We start from the raw sequence: 23,574 nt of genomic DNA on the forward strand, positions 1-23,574 counted from the left end.
CGCACGAGAGGAGAGGCTATGTGTGAGCGACGAGACATCCAAACCGTGGATGCGCGCGCCGTCTTTCGCATAGCCGTCGCCGTTCGCTGGATCGCGCCCTGTCGCGGTTCTGCGGGGATGAGCACTGTCGTCTGACGGCAGTGCTTTTTTTGTGCCCGAAAGGGCGCGCGTCGACCCTCGCACCGTGAGGCACCGAGACCCGAAGGAACGCCCGCAGGCCATGCGGGCCCGTTCGACAGGAGCCTCCACTATGCGCACTCTCGTACTCAACGCGGGCTACGAGCCGCTCGCCGTCGTGTCGTTTCGGCGAGCTCTCGTGCTCGTCATGAATGAGAAAGCGACGATTCTGACGTCTGATGGCGAACACCCCGTGTTCGGCATCGAGGGCACGTGGGATCGCCCGAGTGTCATCGTTCTGCGCCGCTATGTGCGCGTGCCGCACACTCGGCAGGTGCCGCTCACTCGGCGCGGTGTGTTGCGGCGCGACGGCAACCGCTGTGCATACTGCGGGGCGAACGCGACGACGATCGATCACGTCATGCCTCGTTCGCGCGGCGGTGCCGACACGTGGGAGAACTTGGTGGCGTGCTGCTTGAAGTGCAATAACCTCAAGAGCGACCGCACCCCGGCCGAGATGCGCTGGAAGCTTCGGGTGACGCCGAAGGCACCCCACGACACGGCGTGGCTCGTGCGGGGCATTGAGCGGCCTCAGCCCGACTGGAACGAGTACCTAGCGCCGCTCGCGGCGTAGATTCAGGATGCTCGCCGCGCGCTCGCGCCGGGAGGGAGTTTCTACTTTCGCAATGTGCCTCTCGCGGCACATGCCGCGCGGGGCACAGAGCGACCCCCGAAGAGGGGAGGCATGCTCGGTTTCTGCGTCGTTAGTGTGGTCTGAGAGGACAGACAGACCATGCAACCAAGTGACGATAGTGCCCTTGCGCGGGCTTCCAGCACCGCGGGTGTCATGCGCTCGCGCGAGGCGGGCTACTCGGTTGCTCAGAAGTGCCTCGAGATTCAGTCGGCTGCCGAACTCGCACAACCCTCGCTGCGCCAGGCCAAGTACACCACCCTTCACCCTGATGCGTGGTCGTGGTACGTGGGCGCCATCGGCGAACTAGAAGTCGGCCGCTTGCTCAGTAGGCTTGGGCCTGAGTGGACAGTTCGTCACTCCGTTCCCATCGGTGAAGGAGCGACCGATATCGATCATCTCGTGATTGGTCCGAGCGGCGTATTCGCGCTCAACACGAAGCGGCATGCTGACGCGAGTATTTGGATAGGTGATCGCGTACTCAGGGTCAACAACCAAAACCAGCCGTATCTGGGCCGCTCGCGCGTCGAGGCGGCCGACGCCTCACGACGACTGACGGCCGCGGTTGGTTTCAGGGTTCCGGTCACAGCTGTTCTTGTCTTCGTTGAATCAAGAGTTCTCAACGACGTGCGCGAAGGTACCCGCACGAATCCGATCATTGTCAGTGCAGATGAACTGGTCGCGTGGCTCAGCGAGCAACCGACATCACCGGCGAGCCCACAGCAGCTCGAGGCGGTTCGGCGTGCAACTGATGACCCATCTACGTGGCATGTCGACCCCACGGCCGCTGACACTTTTCGAGTCATGGAACGATTTAGACGATTGATGGCTGCCGTCGGCCCGACTCCACCGCCGCCCAGTGTGGAGAACGGTCACCGTGTCTACCCGCCTGCACGAACGCTCGCCCGATCACCGTCTCTTGCGCGGCCGTCATCGCGTCGGCCGTCGCGGCGCGAGCAAGCGAGACGTGCTCGTAGAACTGAAGATCTCATCAAGCTGGGCTTGCTGATCGTCGCAGGGTTGACCTACCCGGTGTGGGGGCCAGGGTTCATCGAAGCGCTCACTTCCGCGCTGACTCCGTCGGTGGCGCCGTAGCATCTGCTCAATGCGCGCTGAGCATGCCCCGCAGGGCGTCGATCTGACGTCGCAAGAAGTCGCATGAGACTGCGGCCTTCGGTTCGGCAACGTCGAAGCCGTGGTACGCGCCCTGCACGACGTGCAGTTCGCAGTCGACGCCCGCGGCGGTGAGGCGCCGCGCGTACTCGACGTCTTCGTCGTGGAAGAGGTCGAGGGTTCCGACGCCGATCCACGCTGGCGGCAAGTTGCTGAGGTCGGTGCGGCGCGCGGGCACGGCGAGTTCGAGAGTGGCGGCGTCGAGGGGCGTTGCGGCGGGGCCGGACGTGCCTGCGCCGAGATACATGCCCCAGCCGAGGCGATTGCTGCGCACGCTCCAGAGGCGCAGGCCGCGCGGGTGGGGGGCGTCGTCTGACCCAGTGCGATCATCCAGCATCGGATACATCAGTACCTGACCGGCCACCGCGACCTCGCCGCGATCGCGAGCGAGCAGGGCGAGGGATGCGGCGAGCCCGCCTCCGGCGCTCTCACCGATCACGGCAATGCGGTTCGCGTCGACATCGGGTTGCGCAGCCAACCACTGCAGCGCGCGGTAGCAATCGTCGAGCGGAACCGGGTAGGGGTGCTCGGGCGGCATGCGGTAGTTGACGCTCGCGGCGACGGCTCCGAGCTCGTCGGCGATGCGTCGGCACAGCGGATCACCTTGCATGGCCGAACCCACGATGAGACCGCCGCCGTGCATGTGCAGAACGGCCGGGCGGCGCACGGCATCGTCGGCACTGGTGCCCTTCGGTCGTTGCACCCGCACCGTGATACCCTCACCGATCTCGACGAGCTCGCCGCCGGCGGGCGGCTTCTGACTGCCCACACGCGCTATCGCTCGAAAGATGCGCCGGTTGCCTCGCGTCGCCGAGGTGGGGGGCATGAAGCGTGCTCGTGTGAGGTCGGGGTGGTATTCGGGGGCGTCTTTGCCGGTCATGTGTCGACTCTAGACACCCGCAGGTGCCGTGCCGCTACCCTGACGTCATGTCGGTGAGTCGCTTCGAGAGCACGTTGACGGGAGGCCACCCGAACTCGCTCGGCAACACCGTGAGTGTTGTCGACGAGGTGCTCGCCGATCGCGCGCTACTCGCCGACCTCGTGGCGTGCTATCGCAGCGACGATGCAGTGGTGCGGCTTCGCGTCTCGAGCGCGGTCAAGCGCGTCGCCCAGCAGCGGCCCGAGTGGGTGGTCGCGCACCTCGACGACCTGCTCGGCTGGGTGGCCGAGATCGATCAGGCCTCGACGAAGTGGACTCTCGCGATTGTGTACGTGCTGCTCGACGCGCTCATGAGCCCGCTGCAGCGAGACGCGGCCATCGCGATCATGCAGGCAAACCTGCACTATGACGACTGGATCGTGCAGAACACCACTGCCGAGTCTCTCGCCCACTTCGCGCGGCAGCGCCCCGAGCTGGCCACGTGGCTTGTGCCTGAGTTGCGCACGCTCACGACCAGCCGCCACAAGTCGGTGCGCGGGCGAGCCCAGAAGCTGCTGAACTCGCTCAGAGCCATCGAGCGAGTTTGATCCCGACCCCTCTTCTGGCGGTGAGCCGAAGTCGACATTGCCCATAGGCTGGAGTCAGAACGCGAGAGGGTACTGATGAGTCTGAAGTCAACGGGTCGACGAATGGTTGCTACCGGGGTGCTGATCATCGCCCTCTGTGCCACGTCGTCAGTGGCGGCATTCGCGGCGCCCGTGGTGCTCGACGATGAGAGCTTCAGGGGATCGTCGACTGCAGCGGACGCATGGTTGTATGGCGGTTCGAACACTGCGCCGTGCCTCACGGCGGGTACGGGAGCGACGCCGGTCACGTCACTGCCCTCCTGCGGTATCGGCGAGGCGCCCGGAGACGGCATCTTGCGCCTCACCGAGAGCAACTCACAAGCAAGCTACGTCATTCTCAACACGCCTATCGACACCACACGAGGGCTCGAGATTTCGTTCGACATGTTTCAGTACGGCGGTGGCTTTGACCCGGGCGACGGCATGGCACTCATGTTCATCGATGGCGCGGTCACGCCAACCTCGAGCGGCGCTACCGGAGCGGGCCTCGGTTACGCGAGCATCGGCTCGACTCCCGGCATTGCTGGAGGCTACGCGGCGATTGCTTTCGACACCTACGGTGCCTTCTCGGCAGTCGGTGTCGGTTCTGGCGGGGCGCCCAACCAAGCGAACAGTATCGTCGTGCGCGGTAGCGAAGCGACCAACTATCAGTACATCACCCGTGTGGCCGCCTCAGGGTCGCTGTCGAGCGGTACTAGTTGGGATCGCGAGCTGGCGCGTCGACCCGTCGTGGTCAACATCAGCCGTCTCGGGATCATGTCAGTCGCCATTGACTACGGGTCGGGATTCGTCACTGAGTTGACGGGCATCGATCTCACGACGATCAACGGCGAGGGGTCGATGCCAGAATCGCTGAAACTCGGCTTCACCGCGTCGACGGGTGGGGCCACCAACTGGCACGGAGTTCAAGACTTCACGGTCACCACCCTCGCCCCCGATCTCGCGATCGGCCTCGCCCCGGGCTCGATCGACCCGGGCACTCTTCAAGGCTCGATGTCGATGACCGTGTCGAACGACGCAGCAGCGGGTTCGACCAATGACACCGTCACGCTGACGAGTACGCTGCCGGCGGGCATCACGGCGCTCAGCGCAACAGGTACCGGTTGGTCGTGCGCCACTGTCGGCCAACTCGTGACGTGCACCCGCGCCGGTACGGGCGCCGATCGCCTTCACGCTGGCGAGTCATACCCCAACGTCACGATGAATCTGGCTGCATCAAGTGTCGCAGTGCTACCGGTGACGATTACCGCGTCGGTCTCGATCGCAGATGATGCTGATGCGGCGAACAACTCCGCGGCTGGTGAACTCACGCTCGGTGCGGCGCTTGCCGACACGGGTGCGAATTCTGTCGGCTGGGGACTAGTTCTTGCCTTGCTGATGACAGTCGCGGGCGTGGTCGCGATACGGGCGCGACGCGTCAGTGTGCCGATCAGCGAATAGAGTGGATGCACCGCCTCTGTAGCTCAATGGAAGAGCAGTTCCGTCCTAAGGAAAGGGTTGGGGGTTCGAGTCCCTCCAGGGGCACCGACCGGAATATCCGACCGGAATATCTCAATAGGCGATCCATCAGCAATTTTGGACTGCTGTCGGCTCCGTTTTTGGTGTCACGAGCGGCTCGCTGCCGAACCGCGATCGGCCCAGCCTGATGAGTGTCTCAGTCAGAGCATGGAGCCGAGATCGGAGCCAACGGAAGGGTAGGTAGCCGTCGCGGATTTCAGCTGTCGGGTGGTGAGGCCGAGCTTGATAGCAAGGCCGAAGGTGTTGATCACTTCCGAGTAGCCGGGGCCGAGGAGGTGCGCCCCGAGGATCTGATCGGTCGCTGAGTCGACGATCACCTTGGTGGCGGCTGTGGTTTCACCGACACGGTAATTGCTGTACCAGCCACTGGTGTCGTGGAACCGTACGGAGGTCTCGCGGCCGTCGCGAGCGGCTTCATGCTCGAGCATCCCGACTCGATTCAGCTCCGGGATTGTGAACACGGTAGACGGCACACCGGCATAGTCGGGCACCGTCTCGGTGCCCTTGATCATGTTGGATGCGGCCACCTTGCCCTCGAAGACTGCCACGGGTGTGAGGCGCTCGCCGGGGGTGTCCGCCGCGTCACCTGCGGCGTAGACCGACGGATTGCTGCGGCTCTGCAAGTGCCCGAGCACGTCGATACCCTGTGGCCCCGACGCGATATCGGCTGCAGCAAGGTCGAGGCCGTTGAAGTTGGGAACGCGCCCCGCGCCATGCACGACCAAGTCTGTGTCGATGGTGGTCGTGGCACCGTCCTGATCGACCGCGACGTTAAACCGTGTGGGCGTGCGAGTGACTCCGCTGACGGAGCTGCTGTGGTTCACGCGTATCCCTGCCTGCTCGGTGCGGCGCACGAGCAGGTCGACGAGATCCGGGTCGAATGCACGCAGCGGACGTTCGCCGTGATCGATGATCACGCAGTCCACGCCAGCGCGCGCTGCGATGTGGGCGAACTCGAACGAGATGAATCCGCCGCCGACAAACACGATCCTGGCGGGCAGCGCTTCGAGGTTGAGGAATTCGGTGCTGTCGATCAGGTACTCATGGCCGGGGAACTCAAGCGGTCGGGGCCGTGCCCCCGTGGCGATGAGGAATCGTCTCGCGGAATGCTGTTCGCCGTTGATCTCGAGGTCGTGAGGGCTGACGAATCGGGCGTCCCCGTGAAATGTGGATACGCCGTTTCGCTTGAGCCTGGACTCCATGGCGTCAGGAACGTCGTCGGTGAAGCCGTGCTTGTGCTGCATCAGTGCTGGCCAGTCGAGCGCGAGCCCGTTCTGGTCGATGCCCTTGCCCTGCATCAGGCGAGCATCGTCGATGACCTCCGCACCACGGCGCAGAATCTTCTTCGGGTCGCAGCCGCGCAGGGCACATGTGCCCCCATAGGGGAGGGTGTCGACGATGCCGACGCGCCAGCCGTGGGATGCACAGCGGTTAGCTGCGGTGATTCCTGCCATCCCCGCGCCGATGACGAACAGGTCGTATTCCTCGCTCACAGATTTCCTCCCATTGGCCTTAGCGATAGGGAACGATGAACGGGAACCATGTGCGCACTGAGTCTTCTCATGCGGGGATCGCGTCGCGCAGCTGTTCCAGTGTGGGGGAGCCGGCTAATCCAGCTGGCGTCCCGTACACGCGGCAGGCGAGCCCGACGTCGGCCGATGGGTCGGCGAAGCGATCTACTCCATCCACAAGAATGCTCGGCGAGCCACGAAAGCCGATCGCCTCTGCCTCTTCCAAGGTTTCGACCAGCCTGTGGTTCACGGTGATGCCAGGGCGGTCCGCCGCGATAGTCGCCAATCGTTCGGCCGCGATCAACCAGTTTGGGCACCCGTCGAAGTACTGCAGCGTGATTTCCATTCTCGAACCATAAACGTTGTAGCGCGATACAAGGTCAAGTGGTGAAATGGGCCTATGAAGATTGGCGATCTATCCACAGCCAGCGGTGTGCCCTCGCAGACAATTCGGTTCTACGAGCGACGGGGACTGATATCGCCGTCTGCGCGTGGAGGCAATGGGTATCGCCGATATGACGACGCGGCCAAATCGCGCCTCACCTTCATTCGATCTGCTCAGGCGGCAGGCCTGACGCTCGCTGAGATCGCCAGCATCATCAACATCCGTGAGGCCGGCGAAACACCCTGCGAGCACGCGTCGGCGCTTCTTGCCACGAAGCTTGAGGACGTGCAGCGCCGGCAACGCGAACTTGCTGTCCTGGAAGCAGAGTTGCATCAGATGATCGCCGCGAGTCGAGAGCTAGACCCCACCGACTGTGAACCGGGCAGCGTCTGCAACGTCATAGTGAAGGTCGGTCAATAACGTGATGGGGACGCCCAGAGTGCCGCCTTCCCCGAGGACCCTGATTCAGCCGCAGCCGCAGCAGCAACAGCGCGGTCCGGTGTCGAAGTCGCCATTGTTCAGCGACCGAGTGGGCGTCGAATCTGGACTCCTGCCTCGCGTAGCGCTCTCAGGACTGTGTGATTGTCGTAACCCAATCTTCGGCCAATCGTGCCGCTCGACTCACCTTGTTCATACAGCTCTGCCGCGAGCGTGATCTCGACCGAACTCATTCCCCGCGACGTGGCAACTCCTCGGATCGCCAGCACCTTCGCCGCCGTTGTACGTGAGATGCGGAACTCACGTGCGACCTGCCGCATGTTCCGGACCTCGTCATATCGGGCCACAAGTTCGTCTACTTCCCGTTCGCGTAACTGGCGTGCTCTGCGGGAAGTTCCGGACACCCCCTCTTCAGGGCGGTCTCGCTTCATCGATCGGAACAGTAGTTCCTGAGGTGGCGTCTGACCCGCCGGGGGGTTCGAGTAGACCTGCAGCAGGTGCACTGGTATTCCGGTCGGGTATTCCGCTCGGGGGAGCTACTCGTCACCCCTGCACTTGCAGAGCTCGTCTTCGCCCCTGCCTCTTGCGGGGACATCTGTCGTCGGTGGGTAGACCGATCTCGTCCATCGAGTGTTCAATCACGCGCCTCCAAAAGCCTTTACGCATATACCCCCCTGGGGTATACTGGGGTAAGAAGCCCCTGCGGGTAAGGAGAAGCAATGCAGCACCACGATCACAATGTCCACCCTTCGCTGGCATCGACGAGCACACCGGAGTCGAAGCTTGCGGTGTGTCCTGTGATGCCTAACAACGCGGTCGTGAAGAGCGACTCAGAGGAAGCAGGTCTCTACCGAGATTTTCACGGGCAAAGGTACTGGCTGTGCTGCGAAGGATGCGTCCTCCGCTTTGACGCGGATCCGGAGAAGTTCGCGGCCTCTGCTGAAACGCTCCCGTCTCCCCACGAAGTGATCCGGCGACGAGCGGCGTCCGAAGACAAGCACGCCCACAATGCCCCCACCCACCATGAGCATGGTGGACATCAGTCGTCGGACCAATCCGCGATGCAACACGGTGCGCACGCTGGCCACGCTGGTCACGCTGGTCACGGTGATCACGTGGGTCAGTTCCGACGTCTCTTCTGGATCATGTTGGTGCTGGCAGTGCCAGTGGTTGGGCTCTCGAGCATGTTCGCCATGCTTCTTGGCTACGAACTTCCTGACTGGCCTTGGGTGACCTGGGTTTCGCCGCTGTTCGGTTCGGCCATGTATTTCTGGGGTGGTCGGCCCTTCCTGGTGGGAGCAGTCTCGGAAATCCGATCCCGCAAGCCGGGAATGATGCTGCTCATTGGACTTGCCATCACCGTCGCATTTGTCGCGTCGCTCGGCGCAAGCCTTGGGCTCCTTGATCATCAGCTCGACTTTTGGTGGGAGCTTGCACTGCTGATCGTCATCATGCTCCTTGGTCACTGGATCGAAATGCGTTCCCTCGCGCAAACGACATCGGCGCTTGACTCGCTGGCCGCTTTACTTCCTGACGAGGCGGAAGTCGTGGACGGAGATCAGTTCCGCACAGTCGCGCCGGCAAATCTGGAACTCGGCGACGTGATTGTGGTGCGTCCTGGTGGTCGCGTTCCGGCGGACGGCCGGGTCGTTTCTGGTTCTGCGAGCATGGACGAGTCGATGATCACCGGTGAGTCACAGACTGTGACACGGAGTGAAGGTGCAATCGTCGTCGCTGGCACAATCGCGACCGACTCATCGATCCGTGTTGAGATCACCGCGGTGGGCGACGACACTGCGTTGGCAGGCATTCAGCGCCTGGTCACCGAGGCGCAGAATTCGACGTCGCGTGCACAACGGATCGCAGACCGCGCTGCCGCATGGCTATTCTGGTTCGCGCTTGCCGCCGGAGTCGTCACTGCGGTCGTGTGGAGCCTTGTTGGTCTTCCGGAGGATGCGGTCATTCGAACCGTTACGGTCCTGGTCATTGCCTGCCCGCATGCCCTCGGTCTTGCCATTCCGCTCGTTGTTTCGATCGCGACCGAGCGAGCTGCTCGTGGAGGCGTTCTCATTAAGGATCGTCTCGCCCTTGAAAGCATGCGGACAGTCGACACCATCCTGTTTGACAAGACGGGCACCCTCACAAAGGGTGAGCCGACGGTCACTTCAGTCGAAGCGATTGATGGGTTCACCCAAGATCAGGTCGTAGCGCTCGCTGCCGCGGCTGAGTCCGACTCCGAACACCCGCTGGCTCGTGCAATCGTCGAGTCTGCACGACGCCGCGGCATTGACGTGCCAACGGCGAGTGACTTCACCTCTTCCCCAGCAGTTGGGGTGACCGCGCTCGTCGAGCGCAAGAAAGTTCGCGTGGGCGGGCCACACCTCCTTACTGAAGAGAACGGGACAGAGCTCGCAATCGCGGATGAGTGGCGCAAGGAGGGAGCAATCATCCTCCACGTCGTGTCGGACGGAACAGTGGTCGGGGCGTTGCGCCTGGCTGACGCGATCAGAGATGAATCTCGAGAAGCGGTAGAGGCGTTGCACGCTCTTGGACGTCAGGTCGTGATGATCACGGGTGATGCCGAGGCAGTCGCTCACACGGTCGCAGCCGAACTCGGTATCGATCGTGTCTTTGCTGGCGTTCGTCCAGAGCACAAGGCGGCCAAGGTGCGGGAGCTTCAGAACGAAGGTCGCTCGGTCGCGATGATCGGTGATGGCGTTAATGACGCTCCGGCCCTTGCACAAGCAGACGTCGGTATCGCCATTGGTGCCGGTACTGATGTCGCCATCGCTTCGGCCGGGGTGATCTTGGCAAGCTCTGACCCGCGATCGGTGCTGTCGGTGATTCAGCTCTCGAAGGCTTCCTATCGAAAAATGAAGCAGAACTTGTGGTGGGCGGCGGGCTACAACCTCCTCTCGGTGCCGCTTGCTGCTGGTGTGCTAGCGCCAATCGGGTTCGTGCTACCCATGTCCATCGGGGCTGTCCTGATGTCGGTTTCCACCATCGTGGTCGCATTGAACGCGCAGTGGCTGCGACGCCTTGACCTGAAACCCGAGGCGAGCGTGAAGGCCATCCTGGGTTCGGTATCCCCGCCGAAGAGGGAGGTTGCGCATGTCAGCTGATCAGGCCACCCACGGCTACCTTGCCGATAAAGACAAGTATCTTGTTCGACTCAAGCGCATCGAGGGCCAGGCGCGTGGAATTCACCGGATGGTGGATGAAGAGCAGTACTGCATCGACATCTTGACTCAGATCTCGGCCCTCACAAGCGCGCTACAGGGCGTGGCCGTGGGGCTACTGGATGAACACTTGAAGCACTGTGTCAGCGATGCCGTTCGATCTGGCGGTGACGTTGCCGAAGCCAAGCTTGAGGAGGCAGCCCAAGCAATCGCGCGTCTGGTGCGCTCCTAGAACGAGGTGAGGCGTTGCAGTGGTTCAGCCATTGCGACGCCTCGACTTGTTTTCAAGTCGAGTACTAATACCCACGAAAGTGGAAGGAGGATGACAGTGAAAAAACGTATAGCAATCATTTCCGGGATCGTTGCGATTCTTGGAATAAGTGTCGCAGGAGCGCTCACTTGGATGAACCGAGCCGAACCATTCAACGATCGAGACGTAGCCTTCGCCTCGAACATGGTTCCCCACCATGTGGGGGCCCTGGAGATGGCAGAAGTCATTCTGGCCAAGGAGGGAATCCCCGCTGAGGTTCGAGAGCTCGCAGCCCGGATTGAAGCAACCCAGCAGCCCGAGATCAATCAGATGAATGCATGGCTCAAGGAATGGGATGCGCCATCTATGACGGGAGGCCATGGCGGTCACGCCATGATGATGAGCGGCATGATGAGCGAAACAGACATGATGGCCCTGGAGGACGCACAGGGTGTTGAGGCTGCCCGGCTGTTCCTGGAAGGAATGATCGTGCACCACAACGGCGCAGTAGAGATGGCCCAGGTCGAAGTTGAGGGGGGCAAGTACCCCGAAGCCGTCGCGCTCGCTCGAGCCATCATTGAGCAGCAGACCATCGAGATCGCCGAGATGGAGCGTCTCCGTGCAAACCTCTAGTGCACAGCTCGCGCTTGCTGGCTACGCTCCACGATCATGAACGTGTGGCACGTCGTGGGTACAGCGGCCCTCGCAGCTCCGCCGCTCGTATGGTCGAGCCTTCACGCGCATTCTCCTGAAGTTCGGCGGTGGCGACAGGGCACCGGCCAGCGCACCCAGGTCGCGGGCCTCGGGGTGCGCGTGTTTGGAACCGGCGAGACGGTCGTTGTGCTGCTCGCGGGCCTCGCCTCGAGTGAGCGATTCTGGGGCAAGTCATATGACGTGCTCGGGCAGATCGCGCGCGTCGTAGCCATTGACCCGATCGGATTCGGTGCCTCGATTCACCATCCGGCGCTTCGGAAGACCGTCGATGCGGGGGTGCACGTCGATGCCGTGCTCGACGTGCTGCGGACCCTCGACCTTCTTTCTCGGCCCGTTGTGTTTGTCGGCCACTCTATGGGCGCATCCCTGGCGATCCGGGCGGGCGCGAGACACGCACCTACGCGTGCAGTCGTGGCTTTCGATGCTCCCTTGTATCGTTCAGCTGTGGAGGCCAACGACCGCATCCGGCATATGGGCTGGTTCGAGGCGCTGCTCTCGCAAGGCCCGCTGGCCGAAAGAGTGTGCCACTGGATGTGCGACAACCGCACCGTGGCACGCGGCGTTGCAGTCGCCATCAGCCCCCGACTGCCTGTCGCGATCGCCCGGGACTCCGTCGAACACACCTGGCCGGGCTACATCGCAGGCTTCGACTCGCTCGTGCGAGATCCTGGGTGGTCTGATGCACTTGTCGACTTGGCCGTCCGGAACGGCCCGGTGCGACTGGTCGACGGCGGTAGAGACCCCGTGCAGGTTCCCGGAGGGGCCGACGAGATCGCTCAGAGGTTTTCGAACGTTTCGTCCACACGCTTACCTGGCGGCCATCGTCTGCCTCTCAGCGACCCCGCCGGCTGTGAATCGATCGTGCGCGCTGTTCTCAGCGAATACGCTGAATCGGATTCCTGAGGTGTGAGAGAATACCCCCTGGAGGTATGGCAGATGCTTCGGCGCTTCGGATATGGGCTGCTGATCGCGATGTTCGCGGTCGTCGGCGTCGCCATGGGCGCCCATGGATCGACCCCTGCCGGTCATTCGACTGCAGCATCGAGCGCGGTCGCTGGTTCTGTGACCTCCATGGAGCACAGCCACTCTGACGCTGTCGCTCCTCACGTGGAGGCCATCGGTCCGGATGAGCAGGTTTCCGTGTGCGTTGATTGTGCAGACGATCACGCCGCGCTGTTGATGGCATGTGTATACCTGGCACTGATCGTTGTCGTCAGCCTGGTTCTTCCCCTCGTGGCTTCCCGATTTGGCTTGTTGGCCCCGAGCGTATCGACACTCGACAGCACACCTCGCCGTCTTGCGGAACCGCGCCCTCCTGAGCTTTCAGAACTCTGCATCAACCGTCAGTGATTCGCCGCCGGATGACCGCGTAGTCACGCCGTCATCACCGCGACCGAACAGCCAACACTGACGAAAGAAGTAGAACCATGAAAAAGTCATTCCGTACCCGCGCGCTCGCAGCGGGTGCACTCGCCCTGATCAGCATGGTAGGGCTCGCCGCATGCTCGACCACCACCGAGCCGTCTGAGAGCTCTGGCGCCAACATGGCAGACGTCATGTTTGTGCAGATGATGATCCCGCACCACGAGGGAGCCATCGAGATGAGCGACATATTGCTGTCGAAGTCCGACGTCGACCCCGAGGTCGTTGCGCTGGCCGAACAGATCAAGGCCGCCCAGGGGCCCGAGATCGAGCAGATGAAGCAGTGGCTCGACGACTGGGGCATGCCCACCATGAGCGACAACATGGATGGCATGGATCACGGCGGCATGGGCGGCATGGCAGGCATGACCGAAGAGGACATGCAGGCACTCGAGGACGCCAGTGGATCTGAAGCAGGGGAATTGTTCCTCGAGCAGATGATCGTCCACCACGAGGGCGCAATCGAGATGGCGGAGGACGTGCTTGATGATGGCGAGCACCCCGGCGTGCGCGAGTTGGCGCGAAACATCGTCGCCAGCCAGAAGGCGGAGATCGAGCTGATGCGCTCGATGCTGGACTCGTGATGCGGCGGACAGGCGCGGCCGCAACAGCGGTCGCCGCCCTCTCCGTCGGCCTGGCGGGATGCACTTCCCCAGCGACGGAGACCCCCATCGTCGTGTCGCACGTTCACGCTGTGGATCTTGACCCGCTGAGCGATACTGCCTACGTCGCGACGCATGAAGGAGTCCTCAGCGTGGCGGCGGACGGTTCGGTCGAACGCATCGGCCAATGGGCAGGCGATGTGATGGGGATGGCGCGCTCCGGCGACACCATCTACTTCTCAGGCCACCCGGCACCCGACGAGAATCTGCCGCCGAACATCGGCGTGTATGAACTCAGCGTGCAAAGTGGGGAGTTCGCTCCGATTTCCCTTATCGGAGAAGTGGACTTCCACAGCATGACGATCGCGCAGTCGCCTGACGGGATGGCGCTGGCTGGCATTGACTCGGCCACAGGTCAGGTCATGGTCAGTCGGGACGGTGCGCAGAGTTGGGCGGTAGGAATGCCGATCGGCGCGCGCTCCCTCAGCTGGGATGCGAACGCCGCGAGGCTCTACGCAACGACGGAGCAGGGTCTCCTCGTCAGCACCGACGACGGCATGACGTTCACCGCCGTGGACGAAGCTCCGCTCTTGGTTCTGATCGCGTCGAGCCCGGCGGACGCGTCAACTGAGGCGTTCCTCGTCGGAACCGACGTCGACGGCTATGTTCACACCAGCCCCGACGGCGTCACGTGGACGTCGATTGGGTTGGCACCACCCCTCTCGGATGCCCTGGCGGTTGGCAGCGACGGCTCGATCGTCGTGGCCGGGATCGAGGGGGTGCATCGGACTGAAGATCGCGGAGCCACCTGGACGGTAATCGCGGAGTTCTGACTTGCGTGGGGTGCGGCAGTGTGCCGCACCCCACGTGGAGCAGCGACTGCTGTCGATCCGGGTGACTCATGAGGAGCATCGCCCTTACCTTCGATTGGCAGCCGGCCTGATCGATACTCCGCGGCGACGCAGCGCCCTCAAGATCGTGTGGTTGTCGTAACCCAATTGTTTGCCGATCGCAGAACTCGATTGACCCCGTTCGTAGAGCTCAGCGGCTTTGGAGTTCTCGGATTCGCTCATCCTGCGTGATGCGTCAATGCCGTGGTCTTTGAGGATGCGCGCGACAGTAGTACGGGAGAGCTGGAACTTCTTCGCAACGGTTCGAATGTTGCGGACCGCGCGATAGCGATCGACGACGGCCTCTGCTTCGTATGCTCGTAGTTGGCGGGCTCGCCGTCGTGGTTCCGGGCTGACATCCTCGTGCTCGCGGGATGTCGAGCGGAAGAGCAGTTCTCGAGGCGAGACGACCCCTCGAGAGGGGTTCGAGTAAACCTGTAGCAGGTGCACCTCGCGAAACCCACTATGCGCCTTCGACGCTTCGAAGCCGAAGGTCGCAATGGCGAGTAGCGTGCACGAAGTCGCGATCGGCGCTGAGCAATTCGAGATCGTGGGTGATGCACAACTGCGCGATGAGAGCGTCGATGGTGCCTAGCTGCACTCCGGCACTGCGGCACGTGTTGCGCAACTCGGCGGCCGCGACGTGATCGGCGAGTGTCGGCTGCACCGCAGCGAGCAAGCTGAAGCGGCGACGAATCTCGGCCTGGGTTCGCTCTGGCAGAAATCCTTGAAGCAGTTCTTGAATGATGAGTCCCGTCGTTACGACGAGCTCTGACTTAACTACCTTCGTCAGTTCAGTCACCGCAGGGCTGTTGAGCGGCACATCGCGCCGAAGAGCGAGTGACCACACGCTCGTATCGACGAGCACTGTCATGCTCGCGTGCGTTCCGCCTTGTAGTCGACCGAGTCGTCCCAATCGAGAGTGCCCACGAGATCGAGCAAGCCGAGTTGTTCGCGTCGGGCAATGAATTCTTGCAAGGCGCGAGTTACCGCCGCCTTCTTGGTAGTCTCGCCGCTCACCTCAAAGGCGCGTTGCAGTAGGTCGGGATCAAGTGCCAAATTCGTCGCCATCACGGCCTCCTTACACACAAGTCTACACAGATCGAGCGCGCGGCCCTGAGCGGGGAAACGGCCGTCGAGGTGCGCACGCGTCGCATTCGCAGGTAGCGAACGGATGCGGACCAGGAATGACAACAGCGCGAGGAAGGTCGTCGCCGAGAGAGTATGAAGCGAAAGAGTACATCGGCCCCGTGGAGGCCCACTTCTCATGGTCAGAGATCTGTATACCCAGAAGACGGATTCCCCGACGGCCCAGCAACTCTTCAACAACTGAGACGCGTGGCCAATCAAAGCCTTCGGGGTGCCCTGAAGCGTCCACGACGCTGTAACCGAGGGCGACGAAACGCGTGTCGAGCTGCGGTAGCGTCTCGTCGTCGGCCGGAATGGCACCGTCGATCGCACTGAGCTCACTGGGGTTGAAGTCTCCCGAAAACGAGTGAGTAACAGTGCAGATGTCGCTGACGCGTAGGTCGGCGTCGAGGCAGACCATCGTGAGTGCTCCCGGTTCGCGGCACTCGCCGAACAAGAGGGTGTGAAGGTCATAGCCTGCTTCAATGATCATTCGCCGAGCGTAGGGGTGCGCCTTCGCTCGCGTTACTCAAAGTATGAGGCGGTGGCATGTCGAGGCCACCGCGACCCTGTGGACGACATCAGTGCACTACCGCCCGCCGCCGCCGCCACCTCCGCCGCCTCCGCCCGAGAAGCCGCCACCAAACGAGCCGCCCGAGAAGCTGCCACCGCTGCTGCCTGACCACGTCGAGCTTGATGCTGGCGCGGTTGTTGTCGTGGTCATCCCGCGCACCGCCGTCGTGAAGAGCGCCACCTCGAAGCCGCTGCGCCCCACAAACCAGTCGGGGGTCGTGTCAGTGGCGGCGACGCGCACGGCGAGTTCGCGCATCCACTGTTCTTCGACACCCCACATGACGGCCCACGGCAGCAGCCTTTCGTAGAGCTTGATGAGTTCGAGGTTGTCACCGACGTCGATGCGTTCGGCGCCGCTCGGGCTCTGCAATACGCGCAGTCGTTCTTCTTCGGCGACGGTCAGGTAGAGCTTCATTCCCTCGAGGTAGTCGCGCGCTTCGCGGCCCTTCTCGGTGAGTTGCAGGGGGCGAATGGCGAGCCCCATCGCCACGAAGCTGGCGAACAGCGCGAAGAGCGCTGAGGCCGCAGCGAGGGGAATCGGTTCGAGAAACATTGCGCCCGTGAAAATGAAGGTGAGAAAGGCGACGGCAATAATGACCCATTGCGCCACCAGCATGAGACCCCCGAAGGCGCGCCCGGTCGGCTTGCGTCTGAAGCCTTGCGTCTCGAGCGAACCGTGCGCAGCAGTCGACAACTTCGACAGTCGGGTCGCCAGGGTCGAGTCGTACTCTCCGTAGGGGGTAAGTTTTCCGGGTTCGCGAGAGCGGCCAAACAGCGCGTCGAGCAGCGCGAGGTCGAGCGCATCGGCGCGATCGTCAGTGAGGTACTGCAGTGTGTACGGCGCATCTCCCGAATCGACCGCGTATGCAAGAATGCGCAGATTCTTGCGAACGGCCAGCCTCACCATCGCGGCGGGAATGCCAGCGGATGCTCGCCACACGAGCTGCGACGATTGCAGAATGTCGATTCCGTCGGGTTCTGAGTACTGCGGAATGATGACGCCGCGACTCTTCGCCCCGCGACCCGCGCGCACGCGCGACACGATCGCCGCGATGAGCGCCGCAATGCTGCCAAGGCCGAGAGTTGCCGAGAACGCGTGCAGCCACCACGGCGCCGGCGGTGGGGGAGGCGGAGGTGTGGGGCGAACCGGCTCAGGCGTGAAGAAAGTGCCGGGCTCGAAGCCGATTGCCACGGTCACCGTTTCACCGGGCTCGAGGTCGGTCGCGCCTGCGACATAGATGGTTCCCGGCCCTTCTTCGGTGGGCGGAGAGTCGATCTCGCAGAGGTCGGTGCCGCCGAAAGCGCCCACGTAGCAGACCGCATTGCCGGTCAGAAGTGGCGCCAACTCACCATCGATGCGTACGGTCGCGCTCACGCGGCCGAAGGGTTGTTGCCACCCCGTTCCGTTGACGTCCCAATAGAACTCGTCAGAGGCAGTGTCGTCGAATGACCGCACGACGTTCTGCTGTGTGTAGCTGATGACGTAGGTTTGCACCCCGCGCACAAACTCGTCGGTGCCGAGATAGAGCTCGATGAAGCCCGCCGAATAGTAGGTCTCGAAGTAGACCGGTGCGCCGGATTCGTCGACGACGCTTTGCACGCTCGTGTTCAGCGGAACCCCGTCGTAGTCGTCGGGAATCGCTCGAATGATGCCCCGGTTCTGGTCGAAGTCAGGAAAGCGGGCAACGATCGTTTCGACGACCTGCAGGTTCGACGTGCCGTCCGCTTCGCGGCTCAGGGTGTAATCGGCGTCGAATGAGTCGAAGGTGAAATTGCTGGTGTCTGCCTGCGCAGCACTCGGGGTGATACCGATCGCGAGCACACCGGCGAGCATGAGCGTGAGGGCGAGCCGAGCGAGAAGACGCATGCCGCCCACCCTAGCGAGCGGCTATGCGCTACGACTCGGGGTCGTACATGAACTCGCGCACTTCTTGAGGGCACCGGCATGAGACCGCGATCTTCTGTGCCCAGTGCAGCGCTTCGTCGCGCGTCGGCACTTCGATAACGGTGTAGCCACCGTCGAAGGGTGGGTAGCTCGGGCCGGTCACCGTGCCGTCTGCGGCAATCGTGACAGGCTCAACCTCTTCATTGATGCCGCCACCGAAGACGTACGCGCCGGCAGCCTTGATCTCGCGGATGACGGCGTGCGAGTCTTCGCCCGCGGCGGCCCACTCGTCGGGGGAGAGGTTCATCGCCGCACTCGGAAACGAGATGAGGTACTTGGTCATCGTCGCGCTCCTGTCATTGTGACCTTCAGGTCTAGTCGCAACCAGCGCGCGAGGTCAAGCAACTCGTGGTCGACGGCGTCGCGCATGCTCGTGGTGAACGGCACGTCTTCGATGAGGCCGTGCACCGTGAGTGTTCCGGCGCGACGATCGGCACGAGCATCCACCGAGCCGATGAGGCGCTCGCCGTGCAGAATCGGCATTGCGAACGGGCCACGGCGGCGCAACCTCTCGGGCTTGTACATTTCGACCCCGTAGTCGAAGTCGAACAGCCGCATCTGTCGTTGCTTGTCGGTCATGAGGCGATCGAACGGTGACAGCAGCACGGTGCGCCCAGAGAAGTCGCGGTCGAGTTGCGCGGGGTCGACGCGCCACCGACCAGGAACGCCGTCGATCACCGCTGGTTCGCCGACCGGCACGACTCCGTGCAGTTCTCGCGGTGACACAGCGATGCTGTCACGCATGATTCCGCAAGCCGCCAGCAGGTGTTCGCTGCGAACGCGCGCCGCTTCGTCGCGCGGCACCTCGGCGGCGGGCGGCAGCACGCGCTCAGCGAGATCCCACACGCGATACCGCCCCGCTCGACCGACGACGGCGAGCTCGCCCGCGCCGTGCAGGCACTCGAGCATTTGGGTGACGTTGCGGTCGTTCGTCCAGCCCGTCGATGGCCACGGAGCCACCGCTTCATCGGGAATGTCGGCCGACGTCAACGGCCCCAGATCGGCAATGCGGTTCAGGATGCTCTGCCGAAACTCTGCGTTCGCCTCGACCCACCCTCGCGCGCCCGAGCGGTCGAGCCAGGTGCGCATGCCCGCGGTGAAGAGCCCCACGTGACTGAGGGGCCGCAGCATCCAGATGCGTTCCCACACGCGACCCATCGCGAGCGCGCGCTCGGCGTCGCCGAGGCGCACCTCGTCACCGAGTCGCGAGTAGAGCACGTGATCGGCCGCTGGCATGACGATGGTCGTGAGCTCGACGCGGATCATGGCGAGACTGCGCACAACGTCGTCGATCGAGCCAGCGTCGGCGTCGTAGTCGAGCTGTGCAGCGCGCACGGCTATGCGCCGGGCTTCATCGAGGCTCAAACGCAGCGCGGCGGTCACAGGGGCAGAGTACCGCGGGGCTCCGACGGCGTGCGGATCGAACTCGTGGTCGAGTGTGCCCCTTGTGCGCGAGTGTGCTCATCCGGAACAGGCACCGTCGCGCGCAGGGGGCACACTCGCGGAGGTGACCCTTCTCGGTACGCTTCAGCTGCGGGCTACCGCAGCCGCCACGGCGCGAGCACGTGCAGTAGCGGCAACACCGAGGCGCCGAGCAGCACCCAGCTGAGCACCTCGTCGCTCTCGCGCAGTAGCACTCCGCCGAGGAGGAGCGCTGCAAAGAGGATCGCCGAGGTGGTGCGGCGCTGACTGGCGTCGAGCACGCGCAAGCGCTGTTCGACTTCGGGGCTGCGCACGGCGAGCTCACCACGGTCGAGGCGCGTGGCGAGAGCATCCATTCGTTGGGGCAATCGGGCGAGGGCCGAAACGATGGCGAGCGCTTCGCGACCGACCGAGCGCGCGGTCGACGCGCCGCCTCCGTTGAGCAGTGTGCGGGCAAAGGGGTCGACGGCATCCCACATGTTGAAGTCGCGGTTGAGGGCGCTCGTGACTCCCGAGATGAGCGAGACGGTGCGGATGAGAAGCAGAAAGCTCTCGGGTAGCTGGAACGGCAGAGTGCGAATGACTTCGCTGAACTGCCGCGCGAAAGCCTCAAGCTCACGCGGGTCGATGCGGGTGAGTTCGGCGACTCCGACTCCGCCGAAGCGATCGAACAGAGCGGTGATGGCGCGTTCGAGCTCGACGGTGTCGGCCGAGGGCAGCAGCACCCCGAGTCGCTGAGTGGCGACGACCCAGGCGCGCGCGTCGCGGGCGACGACGGCGAAGATGAACTGCTGCAGGCCGTCTCGCAGCTCGTCGGTGATCTCGCCCATCATGCCGAAGTCGATGTAGGTAAGGGTGAAGCCGAGCTCGGGGTGGGGCGTCACGAAGATGTTGCCGGGGTGCGGGTCGGCGTGAAAGAAGCCGGCGACGAAGATCTGCTGGAAGGTTGCGCGAGCGAGCTCAGCGGCGACGGCGTTCGGGTCGATGCCCGCGGCCTGCAGCGCCTCGACGTCGGTGATCTTGATCGCTGTCACGTCGGCGAGGGTCAGTACGCGAGTCGACGAGCGTTCCCACACGATCTCGGGGGCGTTCACGCGGGGATCGTCGGCGAAAATCTGGGCGAAGCGTTCAGCGTTCGACGCTTCGTGCAGGTAGTCGATCTCATGCAGGCTCGTCTGGGCGAACTCTTCAACGAGTGCGGGTGCGTCGGCGCGACGCGAGACGAGCTTCACGCGCGACAGCCAGCCGCCGAGCTTGCGCAACGCGGCCAGGTCGACGGCGACGACATCTTCGATGCCCGGTCGAAGCACCTTCACCACGACGTCGCTGTAGCCGAGGTCGGCAGCGATGCCGGGCGACAGCCGCGCTCGGTGCGCCTGGCCGAGCGAGGCCGCGGCGATCGGCGTCGGGTCGAAGGCGGTGAAGGCCACATCGAGCGGGATGCCCAGCTCACGCTCGGCCTGCTCGACGATGCGCGCGAAGGGCTCGGGGGCTACTTCGTCTTGCAGCCCTTCGAGTTCTCGAGTGATCTCGGGCGGCAGAATGTCGAGCCGCGATGACATGAACTGCCCGACCTTGATCATGAGCCCGCCGAGCTCGGCGGCAAGGTCGTGAAATCGCCGAGCGAGCTTCTGCAGTCGCTTGATGCGGCCTCGCGCGGCGAATCGGCCGAGGCCGAGTCTCGGCAGCACGATCTCGAACCACCAGGCTTGAGCGAGGGCGCGCATCTCGAAGCGCATGATGCGTCGGTATCGCGCACGGAACGCGCGACCCTGCGGGGGAGCGCTGACCTCGCCGCGAGTGGGCGGCATACCGCTAGTCCTCGGCGAGGATGGCGTAGAGAGACTTGCGCGTCTGGTCGAGCAGCGCGGCGGCGCGTTCTTGCTGCTCGCGCGTTCCACTCTGTGCAACGACGGCGACGGCCTGCGCGAGTTTCGCGCCCGCCTTCGGTACGGCCGTGCCGCGGTCGGCCCACCCTCGGTCGGCCCAGTGCGGCAGGTGCCACGCTCCGTGCGCGTCGTCGGTGTCGCTGGCGTCGGCAGCCGCCGCTCGACCTGCGTCGGTGAGCGCATAGACGGTGCGCTCGCCGTCGTGCTGCGTGCTGACGAGCCCCTCGTCGGTGAGTAGCTGCAGTGTGGGGTAGACGGCGCCCGCGCTGGGCATCCACTCGCCGCCGCTCGCGGCCGCGATCGCATTAATGATCTGGTGACCGTTCATGGGTTCGCCGGTGAGTGCGGCCAGAATGGCTCCGCGTACGCCGCGGTGTGACTCGCGAGCGCCGGCGCGCGGTGCGAAGGTGTCGCGCAAGTTCTCGACCGCCTCCCGAATGTCGAAACCAGAGGGTGACGAACTGCGCATGGGGGTTCCTTCATCGAGTATGGGCGAGGGGCGGGAAGCTCGCCTCTCTCAGTTCAGACGATACGACCGTCACCTGAACACCCGCCGACGACGGGGCGGGGCTGGGCAGGGCTGGGCTGGGCGGGGGCCCGGGGTCGCGAGCGCCGGGTGCTGGGCCGCGGGTGGGGCTACTGCGCGTGTGTTGCTGACTCAGGGCAATTGCTGCTGGCAACATTTCAACAACTACGGAAGAACCTGAACTCACATCACGAAGCTCCGTAGTTGTTGAAGGCGTCGCGCAACAGGGGAACTGCTCTCGTGGTGAAGGCCGAAGGCCGGCGCGATCGAGGAGCGCTGTGCCACAAGAGGGGCGCTGTGCCACACGAGAAGCGCCCTGCCCTACGACGGCGCCGTGGCTTACTTCGAGCTCGTCCCGGGGTCGGCGAGCTTGCCCTTCAAGAACAACAGCGGCAGCAGCCAACCGCCGAGGGCCGTGATGAGCCAGACGATGAGGCTCGCCAACACCCAGGTGTCGATGCCGCTCAGCGTGATGCCGCCCGGAAACAGGCTGGCAAGCAGCAGCGCGACAAAGGTTGACACAAGCCCGATGCCGCCGAGCACGGCGGGCGCATACTTGCGCGCCATATTGACGATGAAGGGGGTGAGAATGCTCTGCGCGAGAGCGAAGACGCCGACCGCGATGATGAACCCCGAGATCGAGAGTTCGAACCCGGGCAAGATCCACGACGTCACGAGCAGCGCAAGCGCAGCCGTGCCGAGGTAGATCGCGAGACGAATCAGAAACCGAATCATGGTCTCATCGTGCACCCATCTCGAACACTTGTCACCTGCGATCAAGCCTCGCGCAACTCTTCGGCGATCTGCTTGATGCCGGCCAGACGGTCATCCCACGCGGCACCGACCGCGTCGAGCGAACGCGCGGTCGCCGCGAGCCGCTCGCCGATGACGCGATAGCGAACCTCTCGACCGACCGGAACAGTGTCGACGACGCCGACCTGGTGCAGCACTGCGAGATGCTTGGCGATCGCTTGACGACTCACGGGCAGTCGTTCGGCGAGGGCCGAGGCAGACGCTTCACCGGCAGAGAGCGCCTCGAGAATTGACCACCGAGTCTCGTCACCGAGCGCGGCAAAGACAGGAACGAGGGCAGCGCTGGTCACCCGGCGCCCTGAAGGTAGTCGACGAGTTCGTCGAGCTCTGATGTCCAGCCACCCTGGTTGTCTCGCATGCTGAGCGTTGGATCGGGGAGGTCGCCGAAGCCCGTTTCGACAACCGTGAGCCGAGTGCCGCCGTCACTGGAGTCAAGGGTGAAGCGAAAGAGCGTCGAGAGAGCGAACACCTCGTCGTCGGTCGCGCTGTCGTCATGGGGCCGGACCGCCCACCGGTAGGCGACAACGCGAGGAGGGTCGAGTTCTTCGATGCGCAGGGGAAAAGCGCCGTAGCCCTCGAACCCCACTGACCCACGGGCGCCGACAGCGAGAGAGTCGAGTGCGGCTGTCTGGCCGAACCAACGCGCGAGATGCTTCGGTTCGGTGATGGCGGCCCACACCGTCGACAGCGGTGCCGCGATCTGAATGGTGCGGCTCACCGTGAATTCGTCATCGTCGATAACGGCAGGAGGGTTGGACGCAACGCTCATGGGAAGTCCCTTCTTGTGTGTGCAACCACAGGGTTGCACACATTCTAGGTAACTGCAACGTTTGAGTTGCACAAGCGCTCACAGCATCCCGCTGAACGTGTGCCGTGAACCGG

Annotated in this window: 26 protein-coding genes and 1 tRNA gene; 13 read left to right on the plus strand and 14 right to left on the minus strand. The window is 63.7% G+C overall.

Going from position 1 to position 23,574, the window contains the following annotated elements:
• Positions 1 to 250 precede the first annotated feature (250 nt).
• Positions 251 to 751, plus strand: a complete 501-nt coding sequence (locus tag KIT89_RS12410; protein ID WP_297602097.1) for an HNH endonuclease — start codon at positions 251 to 253, stop codon at positions 749 to 751.
• A 213-nt stretch (positions 752 to 964) separates the two neighbouring features.
• Entirely contained in the window at positions 965 to 1,903 is a 939-nt protein-coding gene (locus tag KIT89_RS12415; protein ID WP_297602099.1) for a nuclease-related domain-containing protein, read from the plus strand.
• 7 nt (positions 1,904 to 1,910) lie between these two features.
• On the opposite strand, the gene KIT89_RS12420 is transcribed toward KIT89_RS12415, so the two are convergent.
• The gene (locus KIT89_RS12420; RefSeq protein ID WP_297602101.1) at positions 1,911 to 2,861 is read right to left on the minus strand and encodes an alpha/beta hydrolase; all 951 of its coding nucleotides are present in this window, start codon (positions 2,859 to 2,861) and stop codon (positions 1,911 to 1,913) included.
• Between the two features lie 47 nt (positions 2,862 to 2,908).
• Between KIT89_RS12420 and KIT89_RS12425 the strand changes: the two genes are divergently transcribed.
• From KIT89_RS12425 to KIT89_RS12435, 3 genes are all read left to right on the plus strand, one after another.
• Positions 2,909 to 3,448, plus strand: a complete 540-nt coding sequence (locus KIT89_RS12425; protein ID WP_297602103.1) for a hypothetical protein — start codon at positions 2,909 to 2,911, stop codon at positions 3,446 to 3,448.
• A gap of 75 nt (positions 3,449 to 3,523) precedes the next feature.
• Positions 3,524 to 4,927: a hypothetical protein gene (locus KIT89_RS12430; RefSeq protein ID WP_297602105.1), complete on the plus strand. Its 1,404-nt coding sequence runs from the start codon at positions 3,524 to 3,526 to the stop codon at positions 4,925 to 4,927.
• Between the two features lie 12 nt (positions 4,928 to 4,939).
• Positions 4,940 to 5,011: transfer RNA gene (locus tag KIT89_RS12435), tRNA-Arg, on the plus strand.
• Between the two features lie 134 nt (positions 5,012 to 5,145).
• On the opposite strand, the gene KIT89_RS12440 is transcribed toward KIT89_RS12435, so the two are convergent.
• Together KIT89_RS12440 and KIT89_RS12445 are read right to left on the minus strand one after the other, a co-directional pair.
• Positions 5,146 to 6,498, minus strand: coding sequence for an NAD(P)/FAD-dependent oxidoreductase (locus KIT89_RS12440; RefSeq protein WP_179873105.1), 1,353 nt, complete (start codon positions 6,496 to 6,498; stop codon positions 5,146 to 5,148).
• Between the two features lie 67 nt (positions 6,499 to 6,565).
• Positions 6,566 to 6,862: a thioredoxin family protein gene (locus KIT89_RS12445; protein WP_179873106.1), complete on the minus strand. Its 297-nt coding sequence runs from the start codon at positions 6,860 to 6,862 to the stop codon at positions 6,566 to 6,568.
• Positions 6,863 to 6,916: 54 nt separating this feature from the next.
• Here KIT89_RS12445 and KIT89_RS12450 point away from each other — a divergent pair, with 54 nt between their 5' ends.
• The 8 genes from KIT89_RS12450 to KIT89_RS12485 all read left to right on the plus strand — a co-directional run bounded on the left by KIT89_RS12450 (position 6,917) and on the right by KIT89_RS12485 (position 14,339).
• Positions 6,917 to 7,321, plus strand: coding sequence for a heavy metal-responsive transcriptional regulator (locus KIT89_RS12450; protein WP_179873107.1), 405 nt, complete (start codon positions 6,917 to 6,919; stop codon positions 7,319 to 7,321).
• Positions 7,322 to 8,058: 737 nt separating this feature from the next.
• Complete coding sequence (locus tag KIT89_RS12455; RefSeq protein WP_297602109.1) at positions 8,059 to 10,461, plus strand: heavy metal translocating P-type ATPase; 2,403 nt, start codon at positions 8,059 to 8,061, stop codon at positions 10,459 to 10,461.
• Positions 10,451 to 10,750 (plus strand): metal-sensitive transcriptional regulator, encoded by a 300-nt coding sequence (locus tag KIT89_RS12460; RefSeq protein ID WP_179873108.1) that lies wholly within the window; start codon positions 10,451 to 10,453, stop codon positions 10,748 to 10,750. Before KIT89_RS12455 ends, KIT89_RS12460 begins: the two co-directional genes overlap by 11 nt.
• A gap of 90 nt (positions 10,751 to 10,840) precedes the next feature.
• The gene (locus KIT89_RS12465) at positions 10,841 to 11,401 is read left to right on the plus strand and encodes a DUF305 domain-containing protein (protein ID WP_297602111.1); all 561 of its coding nucleotides are present in this window, start codon (positions 10,841 to 10,843) and stop codon (positions 11,399 to 11,401) included.
• A 36-nt stretch (positions 11,402 to 11,437) separates the two neighbouring features.
• Entirely contained in the window at positions 11,438 to 12,385 is a 948-nt protein-coding gene (locus KIT89_RS12470) for an alpha/beta hydrolase (RefSeq protein ID WP_297602113.1), read from the plus strand.
• 33 nt (positions 12,386 to 12,418) lie between these two features.
• Positions 12,419 to 12,832 carry a hypothetical protein gene (locus tag KIT89_RS12475; RefSeq protein ID WP_297602115.1) on the plus strand — a complete coding sequence of 138 codons (414 nt, stop codon included), beginning with the start codon at positions 12,419 to 12,421 and terminating at the stop codon, positions 12,830 to 12,832.
• Positions 12,833 to 12,909: 77 nt separating this feature from the next.
• On the plus strand, positions 12,910 to 13,488 hold the full coding sequence (locus tag KIT89_RS12480; protein WP_297602117.1) for a DUF305 domain-containing protein: 579 nt from the start codon (positions 12,910 to 12,912) through the stop codon (positions 13,486 to 13,488).
• Between the two features lie 110 nt (positions 13,489 to 13,598).
• Positions 13,599 to 14,339 carry a hypothetical protein gene (locus KIT89_RS12485; protein WP_297602118.1) on the plus strand — a complete coding sequence of 247 codons (741 nt, stop codon included), beginning with the start codon at positions 13,599 to 13,601 and terminating at the stop codon, positions 14,337 to 14,339.
• 520 nt (positions 14,340 to 14,859) lie between these two features.
• On the opposite strand, the gene KIT89_RS12490 is transcribed toward KIT89_RS12485, so the two are convergent.
• The 11 genes from KIT89_RS12490 to KIT89_RS12540 form a co-directional block, all read right to left on the minus strand.
• Positions 14,860 to 15,270 carry a PIN domain-containing protein gene (locus tag KIT89_RS12490; protein ID WP_297602120.1) on the minus strand — a complete coding sequence of 137 codons (411 nt, stop codon included), beginning with the start codon at positions 15,268 to 15,270 and terminating at the stop codon, positions 14,860 to 14,862.
• Positions 15,267 to 15,467: a type II toxin-antitoxin system VapB family antitoxin gene (locus KIT89_RS12495; RefSeq protein WP_297602122.1), complete on the minus strand. Its 201-nt coding sequence runs from the start codon at positions 15,465 to 15,467 to the stop codon at positions 15,267 to 15,269. The genes KIT89_RS12490 and KIT89_RS12495 overlap by 4 nt, the downstream gene beginning before the upstream one ends.
• Before the next feature lie 22 nt (positions 15,468 to 15,489).
• Positions 15,490 to 16,017 (minus strand): hypothetical protein, encoded by a 528-nt coding sequence (locus KIT89_RS12500; protein ID WP_297602123.1) that lies wholly within the window; start codon positions 16,015 to 16,017, stop codon positions 15,490 to 15,492.
• Between the two features lie 96 nt (positions 16,018 to 16,113).
• Complete coding sequence (locus KIT89_RS12505; protein ID WP_297602125.1) at positions 16,114 to 17,964, minus strand: DUF2207 domain-containing protein; 1,851 nt, start codon at positions 17,962 to 17,964, stop codon at positions 16,114 to 16,116.
• A gap of 28 nt (positions 17,965 to 17,992) precedes the next feature.
• On the minus strand, positions 17,993 to 18,325 hold the full coding sequence (locus KIT89_RS12510; RefSeq protein WP_297602127.1) for a transcription initiation protein: 333 nt from the start codon (positions 18,323 to 18,325) through the stop codon (positions 17,993 to 17,995).
• Positions 18,322 to 19,425: a crosslink repair DNA glycosylase YcaQ family protein gene (locus tag KIT89_RS12515; protein ID WP_297602129.1), complete on the minus strand. Its 1,104-nt coding sequence runs from the start codon at positions 19,423 to 19,425 to the stop codon at positions 18,322 to 18,324. The genes KIT89_RS12510 and KIT89_RS12515 overlap by 4 nt, the downstream gene beginning before the upstream one ends.
• Positions 19,426 to 19,580: 155 nt before the next feature.
• Positions 19,581 to 21,275, minus strand: coding sequence for an AarF/UbiB family protein (locus KIT89_RS12520; RefSeq protein WP_297602131.1), 1,695 nt, complete (start codon positions 21,273 to 21,275; stop codon positions 19,581 to 19,583).
• A 4-nt stretch (positions 21,276 to 21,279) separates the two neighbouring features.
• Positions 21,280 to 21,822: a PadR family transcriptional regulator gene (locus KIT89_RS12525; protein WP_297602133.1), complete on the minus strand. Its 543-nt coding sequence runs from the start codon at positions 21,820 to 21,822 to the stop codon at positions 21,280 to 21,282.
• Between the two features lie 396 nt (positions 21,823 to 22,218).
• Positions 22,219 to 22,614 carry a phage holin family protein gene (locus KIT89_RS12530; RefSeq protein ID WP_297602135.1) on the minus strand — a complete coding sequence of 132 codons (396 nt, stop codon included), beginning with the start codon at positions 22,612 to 22,614 and terminating at the stop codon, positions 22,219 to 22,221.
• Between the two features lie 41 nt (positions 22,615 to 22,655).
• Positions 22,656 to 22,982 (minus strand): helix-turn-helix transcriptional regulator, encoded by a 327-nt coding sequence (locus tag KIT89_RS12535; RefSeq protein ID WP_297602137.1) that lies wholly within the window; start codon positions 22,980 to 22,982, stop codon positions 22,656 to 22,658.
• Complete coding sequence (locus KIT89_RS12540; protein WP_297602139.1) at positions 22,979 to 23,461, minus strand: SRPBCC family protein; 483 nt, start codon at positions 23,459 to 23,461, stop codon at positions 22,979 to 22,981. Before KIT89_RS12540 ends, KIT89_RS12535 begins: the two co-directional genes overlap by 4 nt.
• Positions 23,462 to 23,574: the final 113 nt, after the last annotated feature.

Origin of the sequence: Microcella sp., from assembly GCF_025808395.1 — a bacterium.
Lineage (GTDB): Bacteria > Actinomycetota > Actinomycetes > Actinomycetales > Microbacteriaceae > Microcella.

Excerpts from the sequence above, each read along its gene's own strand:
- KIT89_RS12410 (WP_297602097.1), top strand. The coding sequence starts at position 251 with ATGCGCACTCTCGTACTCAACGCGGGCTACGAGCCGCTCGCCGTCGTG.
- KIT89_RS12415 (WP_297602099.1), top strand. The coding sequence starts at position 965 with ATGCGCTCGCGCGAGGCGGGCTACTCGGTTGCTCAGAAGTGCCTCGAG.
- KIT89_RS12420 (WP_297602101.1), bottom strand. The coding sequence starts at position 2,861 with ATGACCGGCAAAGACGCCCCCGAATACCACCCCGACCTCACACGAGCA.
- KIT89_RS12425 (WP_297602103.1), top strand. The coding sequence starts at position 2,909 with ATGTCGGTGAGTCGCTTCGAGAGCACGTTGACGGGAGGCCACCCGAAC.
- KIT89_RS12430 (WP_297602105.1), top strand. The coding sequence starts at position 3,524 with ATGAGTCTGAAGTCAACGGGTCGACGAATGGTTGCTACCGGGGTGCTG.
- KIT89_RS12445 (WP_179873106.1), bottom strand. The coding sequence starts at position 6,862 with ATGGAAATCACGCTGCAGTACTTCGACGGGTGCCCAAACTGGTTGATC.
- KIT89_RS12450 (WP_179873107.1), top strand. The coding sequence starts at position 6,917 with ATGAAGATTGGCGATCTATCCACAGCCAGCGGTGTGCCCTCGCAGACA.
- KIT89_RS12455 (WP_297602109.1), top strand. The coding sequence starts at position 8,059 with ATGCAGCACCACGATCACAATGTCCACCCTTCGCTGGCATCGACGAGC.
- KIT89_RS12460 (WP_179873108.1), top strand. The coding sequence starts at position 10,451 with ATGTCAGCTGATCAGGCCACCCACGGCTACCTTGCCGATAAAGACAAG.
- KIT89_RS12465 (WP_297602111.1), top strand. The coding sequence starts at position 10,841 with ATGACAGTGAAAAAACGTATAGCAATCATTTCCGGGATCGTTGCGATT.
- KIT89_RS12470 (WP_297602113.1), top strand. The coding sequence starts at position 11,438 with ATGAACGTGTGGCACGTCGTGGGTACAGCGGCCCTCGCAGCTCCGCCG.
- KIT89_RS12475 (WP_297602115.1), top strand. The coding sequence starts at position 12,419 with ATGCTTCGGCGCTTCGGATATGGGCTGCTGATCGCGATGTTCGCGGTC.
- KIT89_RS12480 (WP_297602117.1), top strand. The coding sequence starts at position 12,910 with ATGAAAAAGTCATTCCGTACCCGCGCGCTCGCAGCGGGTGCACTCGCC.
- KIT89_RS12490 (WP_297602120.1), bottom strand. The coding sequence starts at position 15,270 with ATGACAGTGCTCGTCGATACGAGCGTGTGGTCACTCGCTCTTCGGCGC.
- KIT89_RS12495 (WP_297602122.1), bottom strand. The coding sequence starts at position 15,467 with ATGGCGACGAATTTGGCACTTGATCCCGACCTACTGCAACGCGCCTTT.
- KIT89_RS12500 (WP_297602123.1), bottom strand. The coding sequence starts at position 16,017 with ATGATCATTGAAGCAGGCTATGACCTTCACACCCTCTTGTTCGGCGAG.
- KIT89_RS12505 (WP_297602125.1), bottom strand. The coding sequence starts at position 17,964 with ATGCGTCTTCTCGCTCGGCTCGCCCTCACGCTCATGCTCGCCGGTGTG.
- KIT89_RS12510 (WP_297602127.1), bottom strand. The coding sequence starts at position 18,325 with ATGACCAAGTACCTCATCTCGTTTCCGAGTGCGGCGATGAACCTCTCC.
- KIT89_RS12520 (WP_297602131.1), bottom strand. The coding sequence starts at position 21,275 with ATGCCGCCCACTCGCGGCGAGGTCAGCGCTCCCCCGCAGGGTCGCGCG.
- KIT89_RS12525 (WP_297602133.1), bottom strand. The coding sequence starts at position 21,822 with ATGCGCAGTTCGTCACCCTCTGGTTTCGACATTCGGGAGGCGGTCGAG.
- KIT89_RS12530 (WP_297602135.1), bottom strand. The coding sequence starts at position 22,614 with ATGATTCGGTTTCTGATTCGTCTCGCGATCTACCTCGGCACGGCTGCG.
- KIT89_RS12540 (WP_297602139.1), bottom strand. The coding sequence starts at position 23,461 with ATGAGCGTTGCGTCCAACCCTCCTGCCGTTATCGACGATGACGAATTC.